This window comes from Labilibaculum filiforme (assembly GCF_002843315.1).
GTDB classification, from domain to species: Bacteria; Bacteroidota; Bacteroidia; order Bacteroidales; family Marinifilaceae; genus Labilibaculum; species Labilibaculum filiforme.
Map to the genome: position 1 here is coordinate 56,413 of NZ_MVDD01000009.1, position 21,091 is coordinate 77,503.

Annotated in this window: 21 protein-coding genes; 14 read left to right on the plus strand and 7 right to left on the minus strand. The window is 34.6% G+C overall.

The window, feature by feature from the left end:
• Window positions 1–8: 8 nt before the first annotated feature.
• Window positions 9–1,049, plus strand: coding sequence for an o-succinylbenzoate synthase (locus BZG02_RS13110; protein ID WP_101261896.1), 1,041 nt, complete (start codon window positions 9–11; stop codon window positions 1,047–1,049).
• A 17-nt stretch (window positions 1,050–1,066) separates the two neighbouring features.
• Complete coding sequence (locus BZG02_RS13115; protein ID WP_143470469.1) at window positions 1,067–2,131, plus strand: AMP-binding protein; 1,065 nt, start codon at window positions 1,067–1,069, stop codon at window positions 2,129–2,131.
• Here the strand turns inward: BZG02_RS13115 and BZG02_RS13120 are convergent.
• On the minus strand, window positions 2,098–2,766 hold the full coding sequence (locus tag BZG02_RS13120) for a hypothetical protein (protein WP_101261898.1): 669 nt from the start codon (window positions 2,764–2,766) through the stop codon (window positions 2,098–2,100). The two genes, BZG02_RS13115 and BZG02_RS13120, sit on opposite strands and share 34 nt — an antisense overlap.
• A gap of 200 nt (window positions 2,767–2,966) precedes the next feature.
• The gene (gene msrA, locus BZG02_RS13125) at window positions 2,967–3,581 is read right to left on the minus strand and encodes a peptide-methionine (S)-S-oxide reductase MsrA (protein WP_180335719.1); all 615 of its coding nucleotides are present in this window, start codon (window positions 3,579–3,581) and stop codon (window positions 2,967–2,969) included.
• A gap of 125 nt (window positions 3,582–3,706) precedes the next feature.
• Between msrA and mobA the strand changes: the two genes are divergently transcribed.
• From mobA to BZG02_RS13165, 8 genes are all read left to right on the plus strand, one after another.
• On the plus strand, window positions 3,707–4,282 hold the full coding sequence (mobA, locus tag BZG02_RS13130; RefSeq protein ID WP_101261899.1) for a molybdenum cofactor guanylyltransferase: 576 nt from the start codon (window positions 3,707–3,709) through the stop codon (window positions 4,280–4,282).
• Window positions 4,283–4,669: 387 nt separating this feature from the next.
• Complete coding sequence (locus BZG02_RS13135) at window positions 4,670–6,907, plus strand: molybdopterin-containing oxidoreductase family protein (RefSeq protein WP_101261900.1); 2,238 nt, start codon at window positions 4,670–4,672, stop codon at window positions 6,905–6,907.
• Window positions 6,908–6,922: 15 nt separating this feature from the next.
• A complete protein-coding gene (locus tag BZG02_RS13140) occupies window positions 6,923–7,444 on the plus strand; it encodes a 4Fe-4S dicluster domain-containing protein (RefSeq protein WP_218972238.1) in 522 nt (173 codons plus the stop codon).
• A gap of 13 nt (window positions 7,445–7,457) precedes the next feature.
• Complete coding sequence (gene nrfD, locus BZG02_RS13145; protein WP_101261902.1) at window positions 7,458–8,399, plus strand: NrfD/PsrC family molybdoenzyme membrane anchor subunit; 942 nt, start codon at window positions 7,458–7,460, stop codon at window positions 8,397–8,399.
• Between the two features lie 43 nt (window positions 8,400–8,442).
• Window positions 8,443–8,964, plus strand: a complete 522-nt coding sequence (locus BZG02_RS13150) for a YeeE/YedE thiosulfate transporter family protein (protein ID WP_101261903.1) — start codon at window positions 8,443–8,445, stop codon at window positions 8,962–8,964.
• Window positions 8,965–8,992: 28 nt separating this feature from the next.
• Entirely contained in the window at window positions 8,993–9,583 is a 591-nt protein-coding gene (locus tag BZG02_RS13155) for a YeeE/YedE thiosulfate transporter family protein (RefSeq protein ID WP_101261904.1), read from the plus strand.
• Between the two features lie 68 nt (window positions 9,584–9,651).
• A complete protein-coding gene (locus BZG02_RS13160) occupies window positions 9,652–10,272 on the plus strand; it encodes a rhodanese-like domain-containing protein (protein WP_101261905.1) in 621 nt (206 codons plus the stop codon).
• 410 nt (window positions 10,273–10,682) lie between these two features.
• Window positions 10,683–11,978: an OmpP1/FadL family transporter gene (locus tag BZG02_RS13165; RefSeq protein ID WP_101261906.1), complete on the plus strand. Its 1,296-nt coding sequence runs from the start codon at window positions 10,683–10,685 to the stop codon at window positions 11,976–11,978.
• Between the two features lie 83 nt (window positions 11,979–12,061).
• Here the strand turns inward: BZG02_RS13165 and BZG02_RS13170 are convergent, their stop codons facing one another.
• A complete protein-coding gene (locus BZG02_RS13170; protein ID WP_101261907.1) occupies window positions 12,062–13,102 on the minus strand; it encodes a hypothetical protein in 1,041 nt (346 codons plus the stop codon).
• A gap of 217 nt (window positions 13,103–13,319) precedes the next feature.
• On the opposite strand from BZG02_RS13170, the gene BZG02_RS13175 reads away from it, so the two are divergent.
• Window positions 13,320–13,832 carry a DinB family protein gene (locus BZG02_RS13175; protein ID WP_101261908.1) on the plus strand — a complete coding sequence of 171 codons (513 nt, stop codon included), beginning with the start codon at window positions 13,320–13,322 and terminating at the stop codon, window positions 13,830–13,832.
• Entirely contained in the window at window positions 13,820–14,548 is a 729-nt protein-coding gene (locus BZG02_RS13180; protein ID WP_143470470.1) for a hypothetical protein, read from the plus strand. Before BZG02_RS13175 ends, BZG02_RS13180 begins: the two co-directional genes overlap by 13 nt.
• 26 nt (window positions 14,549–14,574) lie before the next feature.
• Here the strand turns inward: BZG02_RS13180 and BZG02_RS13185 are convergent, their stop codons facing one another.
• The gene (locus BZG02_RS13185; protein ID WP_218972239.1) at window positions 14,575–16,233 is read right to left on the minus strand and encodes a phosphoenolpyruvate carboxykinase (ATP); all 1,659 of its coding nucleotides are present in this window, start codon (window positions 16,231–16,233) and stop codon (window positions 14,575–14,577) included.
• A gap of 418 nt (window positions 16,234–16,651) precedes the next feature.
• Window positions 16,652–17,557 (minus strand): site-specific tyrosine recombinase XerD, encoded by a 906-nt coding sequence (gene xerD / locus BZG02_RS13190; protein WP_101261910.1) that lies wholly within the window; start codon window positions 17,555–17,557, stop codon window positions 16,652–16,654.
• Between the two features lie 183 nt (window positions 17,558–17,740).
• On the opposite strand from xerD, the gene aroQ reads away from it, so the two are divergent.
• Window positions 17,741–18,172, plus strand: a complete 432-nt coding sequence (gene aroQ, locus BZG02_RS13195) for a type II 3-dehydroquinate dehydratase (protein ID WP_101261911.1) — start codon at window positions 17,741–17,743, stop codon at window positions 18,170–18,172.
• A gap of 128 nt (window positions 18,173–18,300) precedes the next feature.
• Window positions 18,301–19,716 (plus strand): pyruvate kinase, encoded by a 1,416-nt coding sequence (gene pyk / locus BZG02_RS13200; protein WP_101261912.1) that lies wholly within the window; start codon window positions 18,301–18,303, stop codon window positions 19,714–19,716.
• 53 nt (window positions 19,717–19,769) lie between these two features.
• Here the strand turns inward: pyk and BZG02_RS13205 are convergent, their stop codons facing one another.
• Entirely contained in the window at window positions 19,770–20,333 is a 564-nt protein-coding gene (locus BZG02_RS13205; RefSeq protein WP_101261913.1) for a hypothetical protein, read from the minus strand.
• A 3-nt stretch (window positions 20,334–20,336) separates the two neighbouring features.
• Complete coding sequence (locus BZG02_RS13210) at window positions 20,337–21,086, minus strand: acyl-[acyl-carrier-protein] thioesterase (RefSeq protein WP_101261914.1); 750 nt, start codon at window positions 21,084–21,086, stop codon at window positions 20,337–20,339.
• Between the last annotated feature and the right edge of the window lie 5 nt (window positions 21,087–21,091).

Here is a 21,091-nt window from a genome sequence, read left to right on the forward strand (position 1 = left end):
ATACAAATATGCTTAAAGCAGATTATCAATATTACCCTCTAAAATTTAAACAAGCCAGTGGAACTTCCCGTGGCGTTTTAACTCATAAAGACTCTTGGTTTATTCGTATTTGGGACGATAAGCATCCAAATAGGAAGGGAGTTGGGGAATGTTCTATAATTCGGGGATTAAGTAGCGATGATCGACCTGGTTATGAGGATAAAATAAAAGAAATTTGCACTAGTATTGATGATTTTTGGTACTATTTGGAGGATGGCTTAAGGGAATGGCCATCTATTTATTTTGGATTGGAAACAGCGTTTTTAGATTTTCAGGCCAAAGGCAATAAAATACTTTTCCCTTCCGATTTCACAAATGGGAAAGCAAAAATTCCTATTAACGGTTTAGTTTGGATGGGTGATTTTGGTTTTATGAAGGAACAAATTCAGCAAAAACTGGAAAATGGATTCAATTGTCTGAAACTGAAAATAGGAGCCATTAATTTTGAGGAAGAAATAAAGCTGTTGCAGTCGATCCGATCTAATTTTAGTGCCGATAAAATTGAATTACGGGTTGATGCAAATGGGGCATTTTCACCTAAGGATGCTCCGATGAAATTAAAGATACTATCCGAATTTCAGCTTCATTCTATCGAACAACCTATAAAAGCGGGACAATGGAACGAAATGGCGGATTTGTGCTTAACAAGTTCTTTGCCTATTGCTTTGGATGAAGAATTAATTGGAGTGTATGGCTCCGATTTAAGAAAGGAACTTTTGGATACAATTAAACCCAACTATATTATTTTGAAACCAAGTTTGCTTGGCGGGATAAAAGGGAGCAAGGAATGGATTGATTTAGCAACGGAAAGAAATATACCATGGTGGGTAACCTCGGCATTAGAATCTAATATAGGATTGAATGCGATTGCCCAATGGACTTATACTTTAAATAATCCGATGCCACAAGGATTAGGAACCGGCCAAATTTATAGTAACAATATTGAATCACCTCTTTTTATGCAGAAAGGCTTTTTAGCTTATAGTAGTCATGGAAAGTGGGAAATTTAACGGATAGCAAAAAAAGCATGCGGGAACTGACAATAAATGGGAAACACTATTCAGAAGCAGAATTACTTCTCTTTTGTAAAAGTCAATTAGTAGTTACCAATTGTGTATGGGAACGCGATGTGTATTCTTTTATATTGGAATGGTTGGATACAAAAGGTAGTATCATTGCTAAATCGTCCGGATCTACCGGCGTTCCCAAAGTAATGGATTTATCGAAAGAGCGGATGATAAATTCCGCCAGACTTACGGGGGAATATTTCAAGTTTAAAAAAGGACAAACTGCACTACTCTGTTTGTCTACTAATTTTATTGCGGGAAAAATGATGGTAGTTCGTGCTTTTCTTTGGCAATTGAATTTGATTTTGGTTAATCCGAATGGACATCCTTTTGAAAATTATCGGTCGAAAGTTGATTTTGCAGCGATGGTCCCTCTTCAGGTTATTAATTGTTTGCGTGAAGGAGTTGATTTTACATTAATTTCGACTCTCTTAATAGGCGGTGGGGCTGTGGATGCCAATTTAGAAGACCAATTGCAGATGGTGAGTAGTAAGTGTTTTTCCAGTTATGGCATGACCGAAACGGTTTCTCATGTGGCCATAAAACCATTAAATGGTAATCAGAAATTGAATTTCTATGAAGGATTGAGAAACGTTACTTTTTCTTTAGATGAAAGATCATGCCTGCAAATCGACGCTCCAGCAGTTCTTTCCGAACCAATTTGCACCAATGATGTAGTGAAACTGCTGGACGAAAAACATTTTATTTGGCTCGGACGATACGATAATGTTATTAATTCGGGAGGACTTAAGTTATTTCCAGAACAAATTGAAGAAAAATTAAGAGGAATGATTGGAGAGGCTTTCTTTATTATTGGAGTCGCTGATCAATTTTTGGGGCAAAAATTGGTATTAGTAATTGAAAAGGAAACTCCATCTTCCGAATATAAATTAAATTTATTGGAAAAAATAAAAGGCTTGCTCAACAAATACGAACAAGCCCGGGATATTATTTTCTGCAAAGAATTTAAACGAACACCTAACGGAAAACTTCAGCGTGAAGCAACAATGTCTTTGCTTAACTGATCAAGATAGGTTAGCAATTTTTTAAAATCTCGAGGGATATCTAAATTCAATTGATTCTTGTTCTCGAATTCTTTAGCTTCTTTTAGAAAGGATTTGTAGTATTTTGAAATTAAAGTATTTGCAGATCCCTTTTTTGTTGGTATTTCCGATTCTTCTTGTACTAGATAATAAGATTTTTGATTTTGAATATCTAATGTGCCATTGGTAGGTAGGTAATATTTAGCATAGATCTTTTGATCGCCGTCTGATAGTTTTTTAAGATATCCATTAATGGTATCTTTTTTCACTAAATATTTTTTATACTCAAAAGTTTCTCCATTTATAGTTACCTCTTTTAATTTTTCGGGAGAATTGATGATACTGTGTTGCGAGCCAATTTTGCATTCCATAACATCTTTCTTAATGTTGTATCGAATTTTAATCGCACTTAGCTTCCTATTTTCCTTGGTGGTTAGTTCTGATGTTTGGAATTCCGGATTTTGGTAAATGTTTTCTTCTTCAGAAACATCATCTAAAATAACGGAGTATTGCATAATTCCTAAATTTGGATAGTCTTTCCAAATGTTATTTTCTTGCGAAAATCCCGAAATGGAGATAATACAGAAGCAAAGAGAATTTAGTAGAAGTTTAAGCATAGTTTTATAATCTTTTGGTTTTAAATAGTCATTGTAAAACTACAACAATAGATTAGCAAAATTTAACTTTCTGATCAAGCTACAATTAAGTTTTGATTAATTTTGGTTTATTCTAAGTGAAAAATGTCACACCTTAAGGGAAATGTAGTATTTATTTGGGCAAAGGAAAAAATGCCACTTTTAAAGTGGCATTTTTGGTTTTACTTTAATTTATCTTTAAAAACTTTTTTGAATTTTTCTTGTTTAGGCTTAATTACTAAGGTGCAGTAGGTTTGGCTGGTGTTATTGTTAAAATAATCCTGGTGGTAGTTTTCTGCAGGATAAAAAGTCGACGATGCAGTTATTTCTGTTATTACCGGATCATCCCAAGCTCCAGATTCGTTTAGTTTTTTCTTTATTGCTTCTGAAAGTTCCTTTTGTTCGTCATTATTGTAGAAAATGACAGACCGATACTGTGTGCCAACATCTGCTCCTTGTCGGTTTAATGTTGTTGGATTGTGAACATGCCAGAATACTTCAAGAAGCTCTTTAAAACTTATAATACTGGGGTTAAATGAAATCTGACAAACTTCTGCGTGCCCTGTAAGTCCAGTACAAACTTCTTTGTAGCTTGCTTTTTCCTTACCGCCCATATAACCCGAAACAACTTTATCTACGCCTTTTAGCTCTTGAAAAATTGCTTCAACGCACCAAAAGCATCCAGCTCCTAATGTTGCTATTTCCATATTTTCATTCTGTACTTTCTCGCTCATATCGTTATTAGCATTGACAAAACCGGCAAGAAGCATGCAAAATATCAATGTTAAATTTTTCATTTCTTCTGGGGGTTTAAATTATTATTTAAATTCGTTCTAAATGTAGAAATAGTCTGCTTCTATTCAAAATAAATTCACTCAATTAACTTAAAATTTTACATTTACTATTCTTCGTATATTTGAATATGACTCATAGAAAAAAAGTAACCGGAATTATATTATCAGGAGGTAAGAGTTCTAGAATGGGCCGAGAGAAAGGCTTGGTGGAATATCAGGGAAAAGCTTTAATTGAATATTCGATAGACGCATTGCGTACGGTTTGCGACGAATTGATTATTAGTTCGGGCAACGATTGTTATTCTTATTTAGGAATTCCAATTGTGAATGATGAGGTAGAGAATTGTGGCCCGATAGGAGGAATATATACGTGTATGAAAGCAGTTCCTTCCGATATTTATTTGGTTGTTTCCTGCGATGTACCAAATATTACTTCCCACTTATTCTCAAATTTATTAAGTGTTTTAGATCAGAACGAAGCGGTTATTCCTATTGATGCGAATAATAAATTTCAACCTTTAGTAGCGTGCTATTCTTCTACCTGTTTACCGGTTTTTGAATCGGAACTAAAAGAGGGGAGATTAAAAATGATGAAATTGTTGGAGAAGCTGAAGGTTCTCTACCATAAAATCCCTCCCGAAGTAGATTCTAATGGTTCTAATTTGTTTTTTAATGCAAATACTCCTGATGATATTGAAAAATGAATTTCTTCGAACATAATTTTATGGAGCTGATATTTGAATGCTAATGAAATGAATATTTGGAATGCTTTAATTAGAGAAATTTATCAACATATGAATGGATTTTCTTCGAAATGAGAATATTCTCATTACACTTTAAAAGAGGGTGTTGTGGTATAAGTTTAGGTCTATTTAAAGAAAAATTACAATAAATGTAATTTAGTAAAAATCTAAATAGTTATATGTTTGTTTGTGTCAGGGGCTTTGAGGCTTTCCCTTTTTTTAGACCGATTACAAAGAAGATTAATGTGTTCTAAAACATATTATTGACCCTCGCTTTTAGATATGTTTACATCCATAGATGTATGTTTCTATATGTGTTAATGTGTATTCGTTTAAAGTATTCACCATATGAAAAGCAGAAGACAGTTTTTAAAAATTAGCTCCTTAAGTGCAGCTGGATTGATTTTTGGCGGTGGTTTATTGGAAACATTTGCCGATAATTTATTGAAAAAAAATCAATCTTATTTTAAAGGGCCATACGATTTCGTTCGAACTCCAACTTATTGTGAGGTATGCTTTTGGAAATGTGCCGGATGGGTTCATAAGGATGAGAATGGTAAAATTAAGAAAATCATCGGAAACGATGACGATCCAAATTGCAATGGCAGGTTTTGTCCGAGAGGAACGGGGGGCGTAGGAATGTATTTCGATAAGGATCGTTTACAAACACCATTAATAAGAACAGATGAAAGAGGAACTCAATCATTTCGGGAAGCTACTTGGGACGAGGCATTTGATTACATAGCTGCCAAAATGAACAAAATTAAAGAGGAGCATGGTCCCGAATGTACAGCATTGTTTACACATGGTTCTGGAGGAAAATATTTTGGTAACCTATTAAAAGGTTTTGGATCCAATAATATTGCAGCTCCTTCCTATGCACAATGTCGCGGACCGCGCGAAGTTGCTTTCTTAGCTACTTTCGGACAGGGAATTGATTCTCCGGAGAATACTGATATTCGTGATACTAAATGTTTGGTACTTATAGGTTCTCATTTGGGCGAAAATATGCACAACGGACAAGTTCAGGAAATGTCGGATGCTATTGATAAAGGGGCAACGATTATTACGGTTGATCCTCGCTTTTCCACAGTAGCTGGGAAATCAAAACATTGGTTACCGATTAAACCATCTACAGATATTGCGCTTCTACTTTCATGGATACACGTTATTATTAATGAAGATTTATTCGATAAAAAGTACGTAGAGAAGTATACATTCGGTTTCGATCAACTAAAAGATCATGTGCAAGCTTTTACTCCTGAATGGGCTTATGGAATTACAACAATAAAACCTCAACAAATACGCGAAACTGCGCGGGAAATGGCAAATGCAGCTCCAGCGGTAATTGTTCATCCTGGCCGACATGTTACCTGGTATGGTGATGATACTCAACGATTGCGGGCTGTGGCTATTTTGAATGCACTCTTAGGTAGTTGGGGACGAAGAGGTGGTTTTTATAGTGCCGAGAAAGCTTCGGTTCCGCATTATCATTTACCCGATTTTCCAACACCAAATAAGAATTGGCGCGATGCTATGGGTGGAAAATATAAGCTTGCAGATTTAGCACTTGCTTCTGGTGTTTGTGAGGCAACTATACCTAGTCCCGAAATGAGTTGCTCCATTAAAGGTTGGATTGTAAATGGAACGAACCTAATTAATACCTTGCCGGATCAGAAAAAAACGATAGATGCAATTCAAGCGCTTGATTTATTGGTGGTAGTGGATACTATGCCAATGGAAATTACTGGTTATGCCGATGTAGTTTTACCAGAATGTACTTATCTGGAAAGATATGATTCTTTGAGAATATCGCAGGGTAGAGTTCCTAGTATTGCTTTAAGAATGCCAGCGGTAGATCCTCTATATAATACGAAACCAGCTTTTTGGATGGCGCGTGAATTGGCTAAGAAATTAGATTTACTTCAATATTTCCCATTCGAAACTATCGAAGAGGAGATTGACTGGGAACTAAAACAAGTAGGTTCTTCCTTGGAAGAAATGCAGCGCATAGGAGTAAAAGTGTTGGATCGTGAAGTTGATGATTTGTATTTTGGTGAGGATGAGGAGATTGAGTTTAATACGAATACTGGAAAGATTGAATTGTATTCAACCGCTTTAGAGGAGGAAGGATTCGATCCAATGCCTGTATTTACGAAACATCCAGAACCTGATAGTGGCTTTTATCGCTTAATATATGGTCGTGCTCCTATGCATACTTTTAGCCGAACAGCCAATAACCCAAATCTTACTGATTTGATGGATGAAAACACGGTATGGGTCAATCCTAAGGTGGCAAAAGAGTGGGATTTGAAAAATGATCAATACGTTTATTTAGAAAATCAGGATGGTATTATTTCTGATTTTAAAATTAAGGTAAGAGTTACGGAACGTATCCGTTGGGATTCTGTTTATATGGTTCATGGTTTTGGTCATGCCGATAAAAGGATGACAAGAGCTTTTGGAAAAGGAGTAAGTGATACACAAATGATTACTAACGTAATGATTGATCCGATAATGGGAGGAACAGGAATGCGTGGCAATTTTGTAACGTTTCGATTTGATAATAAAAATACGGAGGTGTAAGCTATGAGATATGCAATGGCTATTGATACAAAAAAGTGTGTAGGTTGCAGCGACTGTGTAGTAGCTTGCCAAACCGAAAATGATGTTCCAATTGGATACTGCCGCGATTGGGTGGTGGAAGTAATGGACGGAACGTATCCTCAATTGGAAATCGAATTACGTTCCGAACGATGTAATCATTGTGAAAATTCACCTTGTGTTCGTTGTTGCCCAACGGGTGCTAGTCACTATTCCGAAGGTGGAATTGTTCTGGTTACCAAAAATGAATGCATCGGTTGCAGCGCTTGTATTACATCATGTCCTTACGATGCTAGGTTTGTTCATCCAGAAGGGTATGTAGATAAATGTACCTTTTGTTTGCACAGAGTGAAGAAAGGAATGCAACCGGCTTGCGTTGCTGTTTGTCCAACTAAATGTATGTATTTCGGCGATTTAGATGATCCAAATAGTGAAGTGTCTAAGGTGTTGAAAAAAAGAAAGCACAAAACCTTAATACCAGAAGCCGGAACAAAACCTCATTTGTATTTCCTAATCTGATAAAACTTAGAATATGAGAGAAGAAATAATTATAAGTGGGAGAAATAACCCACTGATTGATCCTCAACTGCACGTGTGGCATTGGGAAATTCCAACTTATTTGTTTTTAGGAGGTTTAGCTGCAGGCTTACTGTTTTTTGCAGGCTTATATTATCTGAGAGGGAAAGAAAATGAATATAAAACTGCAGTAAGAATTGCACCTATGCTTGCACCTATAGCTTTGGCATTGGGACTTATTGCTTTGTTCTTAGATTTACACCACAAGCTTTATTTTTGGAGGTTATACACTACCATAAGAATAGAATCGCCAATGTCTTGGGGAGCATGGACTTTAATGGTTGTTACTCCCGTTTCTATGATCTGGAGTGCCCTTCATATTAAAGATTTGTTTCCAAATTGGGATTGGAAGTTTGATTTTGCAAAAGAGCTTATTGCTTTTTTTCAGAAAAATAAAAAAATTCTGGCTTGGATCATGTTAATATCGGCTACTATTCTTGGTATTTATACGGGTATTTTATTTTCTGCATTCAATGCAAGACCATTGTGGAATACTTCTATTTTGGGGCCTTTGTTTTTAGCATCAGGATTATCAGCAGGTGCTGCAGTAGTTATTTGGATGTCGAAAAATCATGCCGAACGAAAGCGCTTTGCACAATTAGATTTAATGATAATCGGGATCGAACTATTTCTGATCATCCATATGTTTATGGGATTTTTAGCAAGTACTCAAGTGCAAATTGATGCGGCAAACTTATTTTTAGGAGGAGAATATACGGCTCCTTTCTGGGGATTTGTGGTTCTTCTGGGAATGATTGTTCCTGCTATTTTAGAGGGGATGGAATTAAAAGGATATAAAATTCCGGTTGCAATCCCTGTTGTTCTAGTCTTGTTTGGAAGTATAATGCTTCGATTCATTATTTCGAATGCCGGACAGGCTAGTCGCTGGCTATATTAATTTAGATTTAAATTATCTGTAAATACTTTATAAAATTATACTTATGAGCGAAGTGAAAAAATCAAAATACATAAATCCATATATTGGTGGTGTGTTATTAGGCCTCGTTATTTTAGCTGCATTTTTTATTTCTGGGCGTGGTATTGGAGCTAGTGGAGCAATAAAAAGTGCAATTGTAACTACTGTTAATACGGTTGCTCCAACTCATGCAGAAAATAACTGGTTTTATGAGGAATATAATGCATCTCATGCCAATCCTATGAAATCTTGGTTGGTTTTTGAAATAATAGGTGTACTAATTGGCGCATTTATATCAGGTGCATATTGGAAACGTCTTAAACTTAAAGTTGAACATTCACCTAAAATCTCTTCTAAGCGAAGACTTATTTTTGCTGTTATTGGAGGAATTCTATTTGGCTTTGGTTCCCAATTTGGCAGGGGTTGCGCTAGTGGAGCCTGCCTTAGTGGTATGAGTTTGTTATCAGTGGGAAGTTTTGTAACCATGATTTTTATGTTTGGAACGGCATTCATATTTGCGTATATCTTCCGTAAAAATTATATCTAAATTCTAATCGTATTAAAACTTATATATTATGGCTCCATTAATAGTAAATGAAATAATTTCACCAGACACAAATTTGCTTTTGGCTTTGTTAATTGGGATTGGTTTTGGTTTTGTCTTGGAATCAAGTGGTTTCTCTTCTAGTCGTAAAATGGTAGGAGTGTTCTATGGTTATGATACTACAGTATTAAAAGTGTTTTTTACCGGTGCGATAACAGCAATAATGGGAATTTTGTTTCTTAGTCTTTTTGGCTTGGTTCAAATGGATTATTTGTATATCCATCCAACTTATATGACATCTGCAATTCTTGGAGGTGTTGTTATGGGAGGAGGTTTTCTTCTGGGAGGATACTGTCCGGGAACGGCTTTTAGTGCAATTGCAATTGGTAAAATAGATGGAATGCTTTTCATGGTAGGCATGTTTATTGGAGTGTTTCTTTTTGCAGAAGGTTATCCGCTTTGGGAAGGTGTTTATAAAGCTAACTTTATGGGTACAACAACAATGAATGAAATTTTGGATATTCCTCGTGGTGTTTTTGCTCTAGGATTAATACTGATTGCTTTGGCAATGTTTTGGGTAGGCGAATGGGCCGAAAAGAAATTCCCGCGCGAAGAATATTAATTCTTGAATAAAGAAAAAATTTGTTTTAACTTGATATATAGTCAGTTAATTTAATAAAACACAATCGTATGAAAATGAGATTGATATTGGCATCTGTAATTATTCCTTTGGGAATTATTATTGCCGCAGTGCCTGAAAATACTACTAAGCCGTTTCGTTTAACTGCTGGCGAATTACTCAACGAGGTTCAGAATGGATCTCAATTTATAAGTACCGATCAAATTGCGGATATGTTGGTGCAGAAAGATCCAAGCCTTCAATTAATTGATGTTCGTTCTCAAGCTGAATTTGAAAAATATAGTCTTCCAGGTTCTGTTAATGTTCCGCTTTCCGATCTTCTTTCGAAGGAGTGGAGCGATTTTTTAGATCAAGGGCTTAGAATGAATGTTTTCTATTCTAATGGAAATTTAAAGTCTAACGAAGCATGGATGATTACTCGACAGTTAGGATATAAAAATAACTATGTTCTTCAGGGAGGCTTAAATTATTGGGCAGAAACAATTTTAAATCCTCAAGCTCCTAAATCGGTGCTTGCCGATGATGAAATTGCAAAATATGATTTTCGAAAAGGTGCTAGTGCAGCTCTTGGCGGAGGTAATACACTGGAGTCGAATGTTAAGGAGAGCAAAAGCTCAAAACCAGTTATTGTGAAAAAGAAAAAGAAAAAAAGAGTCGCTGGAGGATGCTAAATTTTACATCCTTTTACGGCTTTTCTAATTTTAAAAGTATCCTCCAAAAGTTCATCACGTTTGGAGGATACTTTTTTTATTTGGGAGAGGTTTTAATTTTTATTGAATACCAGTTTTTTAAGAATGTTGAAATAAAATACCTATTAAGATAAAGAGATATATCGACACTTGTGTCGGATAAAACATACCTCGTTGGAGGGACATGTAGATTTTTCTATCTATCTTATTTACACTTAATTAAAATAGTTAATCAATTGTTAAAAGTGTTTTCACAAACCTCTAGTATTTAGATAGTTTGAGATATGATTGGTTGAATATGTAGATATATGATATAAAACATATATGGATGAGTTAAGTGTTTGTATTTTGTTATAGAATCCTAATTATACTAATCTAAATTAAAACAGAAGATGAAAAATAGTAATAAGATAATTTTTTCGGCTCTTATAGTATTGGCTGGAATGTTTTCGACACAACCTGTTAAAGCAACAGATGGTTATTTTGGTGTCGGTTACGGTGCTCAAAATAAAGGCCTAGCTGGTGCTGGTATCGCATGGTATCAAAATTCACTTATCAATGGTAATCCTGCTGGTCATGTTTTCTTAGGAAAACAATATCAGGTAGGTGTTGGTTTTTTTAATCCTAATCGTGAATATACAGTTACCGGTAATCCATCGGGAATGGATGGTACTTTTGGATTAATGGCAGGAAATGTTGAAAGCGATTCAAAATTGTTCTTAATGCCTAGTATGGGTGCCAATTGGATGATTAATGAAAAAAGTAGTTTTTCTGCTACTCTTTTTGGTAATGGTGGAATGAATACAGATTATCCAACCAATACTTTTCATGATCCAAACTCAGCCACAACAGGTGTTGATTTAGGTCAAATGTTTGTAGGGCTAACTTACTCTAGAAAAATTGCTGAAAAGCACAGTTTTGGTGTTACTGCTTTGTTAGCTTATCAATATTTTGAAGCGAAAGGGATTTCTACTTTCGGACAAATGTCTAGTGATCCTGCTAAATTATCAAATAATGATCATGACAATGGTTTTGGCTATGGGGTTAAGTTCGGTTATATGGGCGAATTGGCTAAAGGATTGCATCTTGGTGCTAGTTACCAAACGATGTTGTATATGAGTGAATTTGACGATTATGCTGGCCTTTTTGCTGAACAAGGAGATTTTAATATTCCATCGACTTGGACAGTTGGTTTGGCTTACGAAATCAATGAAGATTGGGCTGTAATGGCAGATTACAAAGCAATTAATTATACTGATGTAGCCTCTGTTTCTAATAAAATGGATCCAATGGCATTTGCTACAGCTCCTCTTGGAACCGATAAGGGTGCAGGTTTTGGATGGCAGGATATAGGTGTTTGGAAGTTTGGTGTTGAATTTGCCGGTATAGATACTTGGACATTCCGTGGAGGATACTCGCATACCGATCAGCCAGTTCCATACTCAGAAGTGATGTTTAATATTTTAGCTCCTGGAGTTATTGAAGATCACATTACTTTGGGGTGTTCTAAAACTCTTGGCGATTCAGGAAAAGCACTTCATTTAGCTTTGGTTTATGCATTGCCTGCTAGTGTAAAAGGGTATAATCCAATGGATTTTGAATTTGACTCTGATATGAATATGGTTCCTAATCAAACAATTGAATTGGAAATGAATCAATTCGAAGTAGAAATTGCATTTACTTTCTAGTAGTTAGTAATATTATATTGAAAAGAGGTTTTCCTAGTGGAAAACCTCTCTTTTTGATGTTAAAAATTGAGTTGAAAAGTATGTTATGCTTTTGTTTTACTTGTAAATAAATGTGTGAAAAGTCCTGATAATACCTTACGAAAAGGATCAGGCTTAATTCCCAACTTTCGGTTTTCCTGACTAATATCAAATACTAGTTTCATGTGTTTAACTACTTCTTTGTATGCTTTAAAAATGGAATAATCGGGATCGTAAATATGAGCCGGTTCCGAATTTACGCCATTCAACTCAATGATTTTTATTTTGTTACCGTTGTAAAGATCTTCTATGCTGTTTACTTTAAGATCAAATCGGCCATAATAATACCCATCCAAAGGTTGTGCAATTTTACGAAAAACTTTAACCAATCGTTTATTAATTAAATAGTTGCCATCTAAGAATTTTGTACCTCGGTTATGGTTTCCTATGGGTTCCAGTTTATAGGTAATTCCAGACGGAATAATTTGATTCCATTTCGATTTATATTTCTTTCTTAAGTAGGTAATTCTATTTTTTGCACGAACGTTTTCATGCACTAATTCACTAAATCTAGATTTTCCATTTCCCGTGATTTTTAAAAATTCTTTTTTTACTACCGAGCTTATGCCATCTTCCGAAGATATCGGAAAACGGTGATAAAATACACCTAATTCAATCGGATAATCGATAAACTCTTGAACGAGAATATCCTCATTTTTTGTTTGTAAAAATAAGTTTAAATCTTGTTGACAATCAATTTTTTCAACCCCAATTCCTCTTTCCCCAACATTTGGTTTGCAAACTATAGGAAAATCAAATTTGTGTTGAATCATTTTCAAATAAATAGCCTCTCCGTTTTCTCCATTTATCGATAAAAATCCCTTAGGAGTATATTCTTTGTTGATAAAATCAATCATTTTTATTTTGTCCATTCCAAATGCGCCCCCAAACTTCATGCTTGGATTTGCGGCAGTAAAGTAGGCAAACGAACGCGCTTTAATTGCCAAATAAATTCCATATCCATAAACCGGAAAGTAAAATATCCAGAATGGCCAGAATTCAAAATGAAACCATTTTGATAGAAAAAAGGGAACTTTTATTTTCATACGCGACAAATAATTTTATTTACTAATTGGTTTGCTCTTATTATATCAGAAAGAGTAAGCGTAATAAAATGGATTGATGTGGTAACTATGAAAGAATGAAAGTACAGATTTATGTAATTCCCCCGACATAGATTCAATTATAAAACTGTTTTCTATGATTTATTTTTTTAATTTAATACCTTTCGTAGGTGTTCAATAAGTCAAGAAAATCATATTTATGCAAGCAATTTCGGTTTCTAAAACCATCATTAATCAGCTAATTACTCTTTGTAAAGAGATTTCTTCCGATCAATATACTGAAACACTCCACCTTTTAATGAATAACTCCATAGGGAAACATATTCGGCATATTGTAGAGTTTTACGATATTCTTAAGGATAGTTGCAAAAATAATGAGGTGGTAAGTTACGATAATCGAGAGCACTGTAATAGAACCGAAACGGATAAAATGATTGCTGTTGATCGGTGTGAGAATATTATAAATTGGTTGGACAAAATAGAGAATGATGTGCCTCTTCAGTTAAAAATAAGTTACGACATTAAAAAGGATAGTATCAAAATTCAGACAAGTTTGGGAAGGGAATTGGTTTATAATATTGAGCACGCCATTCATCATATGGCGATTATTCGAATTGCAATGGAACAAAAATTTCCTAATATTCAGTTGGAAACACATTTTGGACTTGCTTATTCTACCCTTCGTTATAGAGATGATTTATGTGCACGTTAACTTACATACCTATTGGCTCAGAAAACTTTTTCTTTACCAATAATAGGGATGAAAATCCAGCTCGGGAAGCGATGTTTCCACAAGAATATTGTATCGATAAATCGCTTGCAATTTTTCCAAAAGATAAAGTGGCTCATGGAACTTGGATGATGTGTCATGAAAATGATTTTTCGCTTTGTTTATTAAATGGAGCTTTTAAAAAACACAAACAGGAAATATTTTACCGAAAAAGTAGAGGGGTAATGGTTCTTGAGTTTGCAGCATTTGTTTCGAGCAAAAATTTTATTCAAAATTATATTTTTGACGGAATGGAACCTTTCACACTTCTTGTTTTAAGTTATAAACATTCTCGAAGCTTGGAAGAAATACGTTGGGACGGAGCTGCAATTCATTATCGAAAATTGGATTCTTCAAAGTTATTTATATGGTCATCAGCCACTTTGTATGCATGTGATGCCCAAAAACTCCGTCAGCAATGGTTTGATACTTGGATTGGTAGAAAAACTAATTTTTCGGCTGAAGAAGTAATTAGATTTCATAAAACAACAGGAAGCGGGGATAGCTTTAACGGATTAATGATGAATAGGGGAGAGAAGGTAAAAACACTTAGTGTAACACAAATTAGGCGAAGGAACAATAAGGTTTCAATGCATTATATCGACTTGAAAGAGAATAAGGAAATGCTTATTGATTTAACTAAAAAGAGCCTCGATTGAGGCTCTTTTTAGTTTTGTTATTTTGCTTATTTTCCCGGACATTGAGAAATAATTTCTGGAACAATATCTTGATTACCGTATGATTTATCAAAACTATCGCAAAATTTATTGGCTAATTTTTCGGCTGTTTTTTGATAGTCATCTTTATTTTTCCAAGTGTTAATCGGATTAAGAATTTCACTTGGTACATTTTCGCAAATTGTTGGTATGTTTAAATGGAAGAGTTTGTCCTCAATAAAGTCTCCTTTATCTAATTTTCCTTTTAAAGCGGCGTCAACCATTGCTCTCGTATACTTTAACTTTATTCTTGCTCCGGTACCATACGAGCCTCCGCTCCATCCAGTATTAATTAGAAATACATTTGTATTATGCTTGTCCATTTTTTCGCCAAGCATTTCGGCATAAATATTCGGATTGCATGGCATAAATGGCTGACCAAAAAATCTTGAGAATGTTGCTTGTGGTTCTGTAACTCCAGTTTCGGTACCAGCCAACTTCGAAGTGTATCCCATTAAGAACCATAGCATTGCCTGTTCTTTTGTTAGTTTAGAGATGGGAGGAAGTACACCGTAAGCATCGGCGGTTAAAAATAATATTGTTTTAGGATGTCCAGCGGTCGAACTTTTCTTAATATTAGTCAAAAAAGAAAGCGGATAACTTGCTCTTGAGTTGGGAGTGTATCTGTCATCGAAAAAGTCGATCTCCCCATCCGGATAAATCATGGCATTTTCAATAATTGCGCCATGTTTTGTATAGGGGGCATCATGCATTACGGCATCGTAAATTTCAGGCTCATTTTCTGGTTTAATATCAATCATTTTTGCGTAACAGCCGTTCTCAAAATTGAAAATGCCATTATCACTCCAACCATGTTCATCATCTCCAAGCAATGCTCTTTCCGGATCGGCAGATAAAGTAGTTTTTCCTGTACCCGAAAGACCTAATAGTAGAGCCGAATCTCCATTTATTCCTTCGTTAGCTGAACAATGTAAAGGCAATACTCCTCTAAAAGGAAGATAATAATTCATTACCGTAAACATTAGTTTTTTCAAACTACCCATGTAAGAAGAGCCATAAACAATACCAATTTTTTTGTCGAAGTCTACCACAACACAGATATCGGAAGTTTCTCCGTTAGCTTGATTACGAACCAGTCCTTTGTAACGAGTTTTATCCAATTTTTCTTTTGGTAGTGCGATTAAAAAAAATTGCTCGTCAGCAAAAATGGATTGTTGAATGTCGGTTGGAGTAGGTCGAAACATATTGTCAATGAAAACTTGACTTAATGCTTGATCGCAAATTGTTTTTACTGGTAGTGCATATTTAGAATCTGCACCAATTACTCTGTCTGTTGTAAATATAGTTTTCTTCGCACCTATTGTCTTTAAGGCATCTTCAAAGATCAACGCAAAGGTTTGCGAATTCATTTGGATGTTGTTTGGCGAAGACCAGTCTATATTTGACTCACTTTCAGGATTTCTTACAATGTAAGTATCTTTCGGGCTTCTTCCTGTTGAATTGGAAGGAGTCCAAGTGGCCAACGCACCATTTCTGGTTAAAACGGCCTCTTTGTTTTCTACTGCTAAAGATATAAGAACTTCTCTTGGTAGATTTTCTCGAATGTTAGAATGTAGTTTTAACGATTTCTTTAAATCTTCAATCATGCTAATTTCAATGGCGTTCATGTAACATTATTTTTAGGTTTTAAACTTAAAAGTATCACTATATATAGATTAATCCTACTATGTAGATGTTATTTTTATAATTTTATTGTATTATATCCAAATAATATTAGGTAGTTTTACCGTGGCTAAAATTGGTTTCAAACTACCTCATTAACAGGTGCTATCAAGTGTACGTGTTGTTTACTGTTAGGTGCGATTTCTTTTGCTTGTTGAATTTCAATCGTTTGCGCCAATAATATTATTATAAGTAAGAGTGTTTTTCTTTTTCAAAAATCTACAATTAATTTGTGGCATTAATTCTCTATTATTTGAGTTAAAAGCACAAAAAAACCTTCAAAACTAAGTTTTGAAGGTTTTTAATGTGAGTTGAGTATTTCAACCATTACCTGTTGTCAATAATAGTTGAATTTAATACAAACTAGTCTTTCGATCTAGGATGGAAGTTTTTAATTGTCTCCTTTAAATACTCTCTATCCAAATGAGTGTAAATCTCAGTAGTTAGAATCGATTCGTGTCCTAACATTTCTTGTACAGCTCTTAAATCAGCTCCACCTTCAACTAAATGTGAGGCGAATGAGTGACGGAAGGTGTGAGGAGAAACATTTTTCTTCAATCCAACTTTTTTCGATAAGTTTTTAATGATTGTAAAAATCATTACACGAGAAAGTTTACGACCTCTTCGGTTTAAGAAAAGAATATCTTCACTTTCTTTATCGATATTTAATTTTCCACGATAGCTCTTCAAATAAATTTTGATCTCTTTTTTTGCTTTTTTTCCAATTGGAATTAAACGCTCTTTGTTCCCTTTTCCATGAATTTTAATAAAACCCATTCTAAAATGAAGGTTAGATACACGAAGATCAATTAATTCAGATACACGTAAACCACAAGAGTATAGTGTTTCAAGAATTGCTCTGTTTCTTTGTCCTTCTGCTTTATTCATATCTACCGCTTTAACAAGAATGTCAATTTCATCCGTTGTTAAAGTATCAGGCAGTTTACGACCAATTTTTGGCGCTTCAAGAAGAGCAGTCGGATTTTTTTCAATTATTTCTTCAAGTAATAAGTATTTAAAAAATGCTTTAATACCAGAAATAACACGAGCTTGTGTCCTTGGACTTGTGCCTGCATCATTAATCCAAGCAACAAAATCTTTCAGGTGTTGAAGGATTACTTCCTCCGGAGCAACTTCCATATTCTTCTCTCTAAAGAAGGTGGTAAGTTTTGTAATGTCATTAATATAAGCATCTACAGAGTTTTTGGAAAGGTTTTTCTCCAAAGTTAAGTAGGTCTTAAAATTTTCAATTGTTGTTGTCCATTTCATTTTATTCAGTTTTTAGTATGTAGTTTAGTTGTAAGTAATACCATTTTATTATTAGTTTTACTCAAGTACTAATAATATACGAATTCTTTATGATAAAACTTGTCTGCAATTTAAAAAAATATTACGTAAGCTGATAATTTTTATTAACTCTCTTTATGTTTAACCTTAAAATACTTTGACAAGATGAATTTTTTAATCATTAATGGCCCTAACCTAAATTTGCTTGGAACACGCGAAAAGTCTATATATGGAGAGCTTTCTTTCGAAACTTATTTTGAACAGCTGAAGTCCTTATATAGTAAAGTGAAGCTTGAATATTATCAATCCAACATCGAGGGGGAATTGATAAATGAAATACATCGTGTAGGTTTTTCTTATGATGGGATTGTTTTAAATGCTGGTGCATATACCCATACCTCTCTTGCCCTTGCAGATGCTATATCTGCAGTGAATTCGCCGGTTGTGGAAGTACATATATCAAATGTACATAATAGGGAGGAAGTTAGGCATTCTACGATGATAGGAAAGGCCTGTTTGGGCACTATTTCAGGGTTCGGACTGGATTCCTATCGATTAGGAATTGAAGGTTTATTAAATTATTGTGACAAAAGGTAATAATTTTTTGATAAGTGTGTTTTTTTTGTATGTTTTATATTATCTGTAACTAGTTAACGGCTTATTAAATTGCTTTTAAGAAATTGAGTACCTTTGCAGGGCCAAAACTAAAATGAAAGAGTTACTCGATGAAGAAGCACACAAAAATTATTGCAACTATTTCTGACCAAAAATGTGATGTCGAATTTTTGACAGAGTTATTTGAAGAAGGAATGAACGTAGTTCGCCTAAACACGGCTCATCAAACTCATGATGATGCAATGAAGGTTATTAAGAATGTACGAAAAGTATCCGATAGGATAGCTTTACTCGTGGATACAAAAGGACCTGAGATTAGAACTATGGATGTTAATGAGAAAATTTACCTTGAAAAAGGGGATTTAATCAAAATGAAAGGAAATGACAACCTTCCTTGCTCAGAATTGTGCATAAAGGTTAGTTATGAGAATTTTGTAAAGGATATTGAAATTGGAAAGAAAATCCTTATTGATGATGGGGAATTAGAATTACTAGTGGTTGATAAGGATAAAGAATTTTTAACTGTAAAAGCTCAAAATGCAGGTCCTGTAAAAAATCGCAAAAGTATTAATGTTCCCGGGGTAGCAATAAATTTACCATCTTTAAGTCCTAAGGATATCGAATTTATTCATTTTGCAATAGAGCAAGACATTGATTTTATTGCTCATTCATTTGTTCGGAATAAAAGCGATGTGATGCAAATTCAAGGAATCCTTGATCAGCAAAATTCTAAAATTAAAATTATTGCCAAAATTGAAAATCAAGAAGGTGTTGACCATATTGATGAAATACTGGAACACGCATATGGCATAATGGTTGCCAGAGGTGATTTAGCAATCGAGATTCCGGCACAAAAAATTCCTGTAATTCAGCGAAAAATTGTTCGCAAATGTATTGAGAAAAAGAAGCCAGTTATTATTGCTACTCAAATGCTTCATTCTATGATTAGTAATCCTAGACCTACTCGTGCTGAAGTTAGCGATATTGCAAATGCAATCTATAATAGAACAGATGCTATCATGCTAAGTGGAGAGACTGCTTATGGCGACTATCCAGTGGAAGCTGTAAGAGTAATGAAATCGGTAGCGATTGAAGTAGAACGAGAGCTTTATCCGGATACAAAGCAAAATTTTGTGAGAAGTAACCACGAACTTTCAGTTATTCTTGCTCGCTCTGCTGTTAAAGCATCGCAATTGTTGCCTGTAAAAGCTATTGTAACCGATACATTAACAGGAAGAACTGGACGATACTTATCTGCTTACCGGGGAACGCTTCCTGTTTATGCTATGTGCTATTCTAAACGCGTAATGAGAGAGTTATCCTTATCGTATGGGGTAGAGGCTAGCTATCGTAAATTGCTTGTTAGTCGTGATGAATACGTAAAACAAACCATGTACTCATTAATGGATAAGGGATGTTTTAAAAGTGAGGATATGATCATTATTATTGGAGGTAGTTTTGGACCATCTAAAGGCGTTTCTTTTATGGAAATTAGTGTTGTTGATCAATTAACACACAAGGTATAATAAAGCTATTTTAAAAGAAAAATGCGAATCGGATAGATTCGCATTTTTTTTTGCTAATATCTTAAGTAGATAAGAACAAGGGCAATTCCAATTCCAATCCCCGTTATTACCAAATTAAAACTTCTTCGGTCCGATTTAAAAACAAGCATAAGTACAGAGGATACCAGCAGGCTGATAAATGAAATTAAAAAGTAGGAAACACTTGCTCCAAGGCTATATCCGGTAAACGGATAAAAAGAAAATCCACTACCATAATGTTTTCTGTAATGAAAGTTGATTGCAATTCCGAGTATGATCCCTATTAAGGCGAAGAAATTATATCTGATTGTGGATGCTGAACTTTGACTGATAAGTAGATTTTGTAAGCCTACAATTAGAATCGAGAAGGCCAAAATTAATTTAACAGTTGGAGTGGAGAAGTTTATAATTGTAAAATTACAGAGTAAAAGTCCTGCAATAGATCCAATTACAACAGCAAGTAAGAGCGAAAAATAAGCTTTCCAGTCTTTTAGTTGGAAGGTGATTCCAAATAATACTAGTAGCATAAATGGTTCAAAAGATGCAAAAGATAGTAAGTGGTATAGTGCGGTTTGAAAGCTTGATAGTATAGTATCCATTTTTTATTTCCATTTTATAAGTGCACGACAATTTTCAATGTTCGTGTTTTTGGTTTTGATAGTAATTTTTGAGTTATCGCTGTTAGTTTGGCTAAATATCTCCAGTGTTTGATCTAGCTTTGCTTCGTGTAAATAGTTTATTTCTAGGTCATGAATTGTTTTTCCTGCTAAAATTTCAGAAAGACAAGAGTCAATAGCCCATTTTATATATTTTACGTTATTTACATGCTTATAAAAGTCCAAATCGCTATAGTGAATGTGCAAATCCTCCACGAAGTTATTGCATTCAGTTGCTGGTATTTTAGTAAGAGTATGTTCAAATATTGGATCTTCACAATTTATTGGCAATTTAGCTACAATTTCTTGCGGTCTTACCAATCTTTTCGTTTTGGTATTTAAAACTAGCCACGAGGAGGTTGCTTGGCCAATAACTTTTCCGTCATGGTTATAAATTCTGAATTCTCGGTTTCCAAACATTCCTTCTGTTCCAATCGACCAGGTTTCAATATCAATAGTTTCCTTGCATTTAGGGGTTTCAAAAATTTGCACTTTCAATCGTGATAAAATCCAAGCCATGTTATTCGCCATTAAATCGTCAATGCCTTGGTGAATTATATCTACGTGATGTCCTGCTATTTCTTGAAAATAATTACAGATACTGGTGAGTTTTGCTCTTCCATTTAAGTCTGTATCAAAAGATCCAATTCGGAAACTTTCTCGGTATTTTCGGAGGTCTATGTTTGGGGTATCCATTACAA

Bases quoted from the DNA above. Each gene is read 5' to 3' on its own strand.
- nrfD (WP_101261902.1), top strand. From the start codon at position 7,458: ATGAGAGAAGAAATAATTATAAGTGGGAGAAATAACCCACTGATTGAT.
- BZG02_RS13120 (WP_101261898.1), bottom strand. From the start codon at position 2,766: ATGCTTAAACTTCTACTAAATTCTCTTTGCTTCTGTATTATCTCCATT.
- BZG02_RS13155 (WP_101261904.1), top strand. From the start codon at position 8,993: ATGGCTCCATTAATAGTAAATGAAATAATTTCACCAGACACAAATTTG.
- BZG02_RS13185 (WP_218972239.1), bottom strand. From the start codon at position 16,233: ATGAACGCCATTGAAATTAGCATGATTGAAGATTTAAAGAAATCGTTA.
- xerD (WP_101261910.1), bottom strand. From the start codon at position 17,557: ATGAAATGGACAACAACAATTGAAAATTTTAAGACCTACTTAACTTTG.
- BZG02_RS13180 (WP_143470470.1), top strand. From the start codon at position 13,820: ATGTGCACGTTAACTTACATACCTATTGGCTCAGAAAACTTTTTCTTT.
- BZG02_RS13110 (WP_101261896.1), top strand. From the start codon at position 9: ATGCTTAAAGCAGATTATCAATATTACCCTCTAAAATTTAAACAAGCC.
- BZG02_RS13150 (WP_101261903.1), top strand. From the start codon at position 8,443: ATGAGCGAAGTGAAAAAATCAAAATACATAAATCCATATATTGGTGGT.
- BZG02_RS13210 (WP_101261914.1), bottom strand. From the start codon at position 21,086: ATGGATACCCCAAACATAGACCTCCGAAAATACCGAGAAAGTTTCCGA.
- aroQ (WP_101261911.1), top strand. From the start codon at position 17,741: ATGAATTTTTTAATCATTAATGGCCCTAACCTAAATTTGCTTGGAACA.
- BZG02_RS13165 (WP_101261906.1), top strand. From the start codon at position 10,683: ATGAAAAATAGTAATAAGATAATTTTTTCGGCTCTTATAGTATTGGCT.
- BZG02_RS13160 (WP_101261905.1), top strand. From the start codon at position 9,652: ATGAAAATGAGATTGATATTGGCATCTGTAATTATTCCTTTGGGAATT.
- pyk (WP_101261912.1), top strand. From the start codon at position 18,301: ATGAAGAAGCACACAAAAATTATTGCAACTATTTCTGACCAAAAATGT.
- msrA (WP_180335719.1), bottom strand. From the start codon at position 3,581: ATGAAAAATTTAACATTGATATTTTGCATGCTTCTTGCCGGTTTTGTC.
- BZG02_RS13135 (WP_101261900.1), top strand. From the start codon at position 4,670: ATGAAAAGCAGAAGACAGTTTTTAAAAATTAGCTCCTTAAGTGCAGCT.
- BZG02_RS13175 (WP_101261908.1), top strand. From the start codon at position 13,320: ATGCAAGCAATTTCGGTTTCTAAAACCATCATTAATCAGCTAATTACT.
- BZG02_RS13205 (WP_101261913.1), bottom strand. From the start codon at position 20,333: ATGGATACTATACTATCAAGCTTTCAAACCGCACTATACCACTTACTA.
- BZG02_RS13140 (WP_218972238.1), top strand. From the start codon at position 6,923: ATGGCTATTGATACAAAAAAGTGTGTAGGTTGCAGCGACTGTGTAGTA.
- mobA (WP_101261899.1), top strand. From the start codon at position 3,707: ATGACTCATAGAAAAAAAGTAACCGGAATTATATTATCAGGAGGTAAG.
- BZG02_RS13115 (WP_143470469.1), top strand. From the start codon at position 1,067: ATGCGGGAACTGACAATAAATGGGAAACACTATTCAGAAGCAGAATTA.
- BZG02_RS13170 (WP_101261907.1), bottom strand. From the start codon at position 13,102: ATGAAAATAAAAGTTCCCTTTTTTCTATCAAAATGGTTTCATTTTGAA.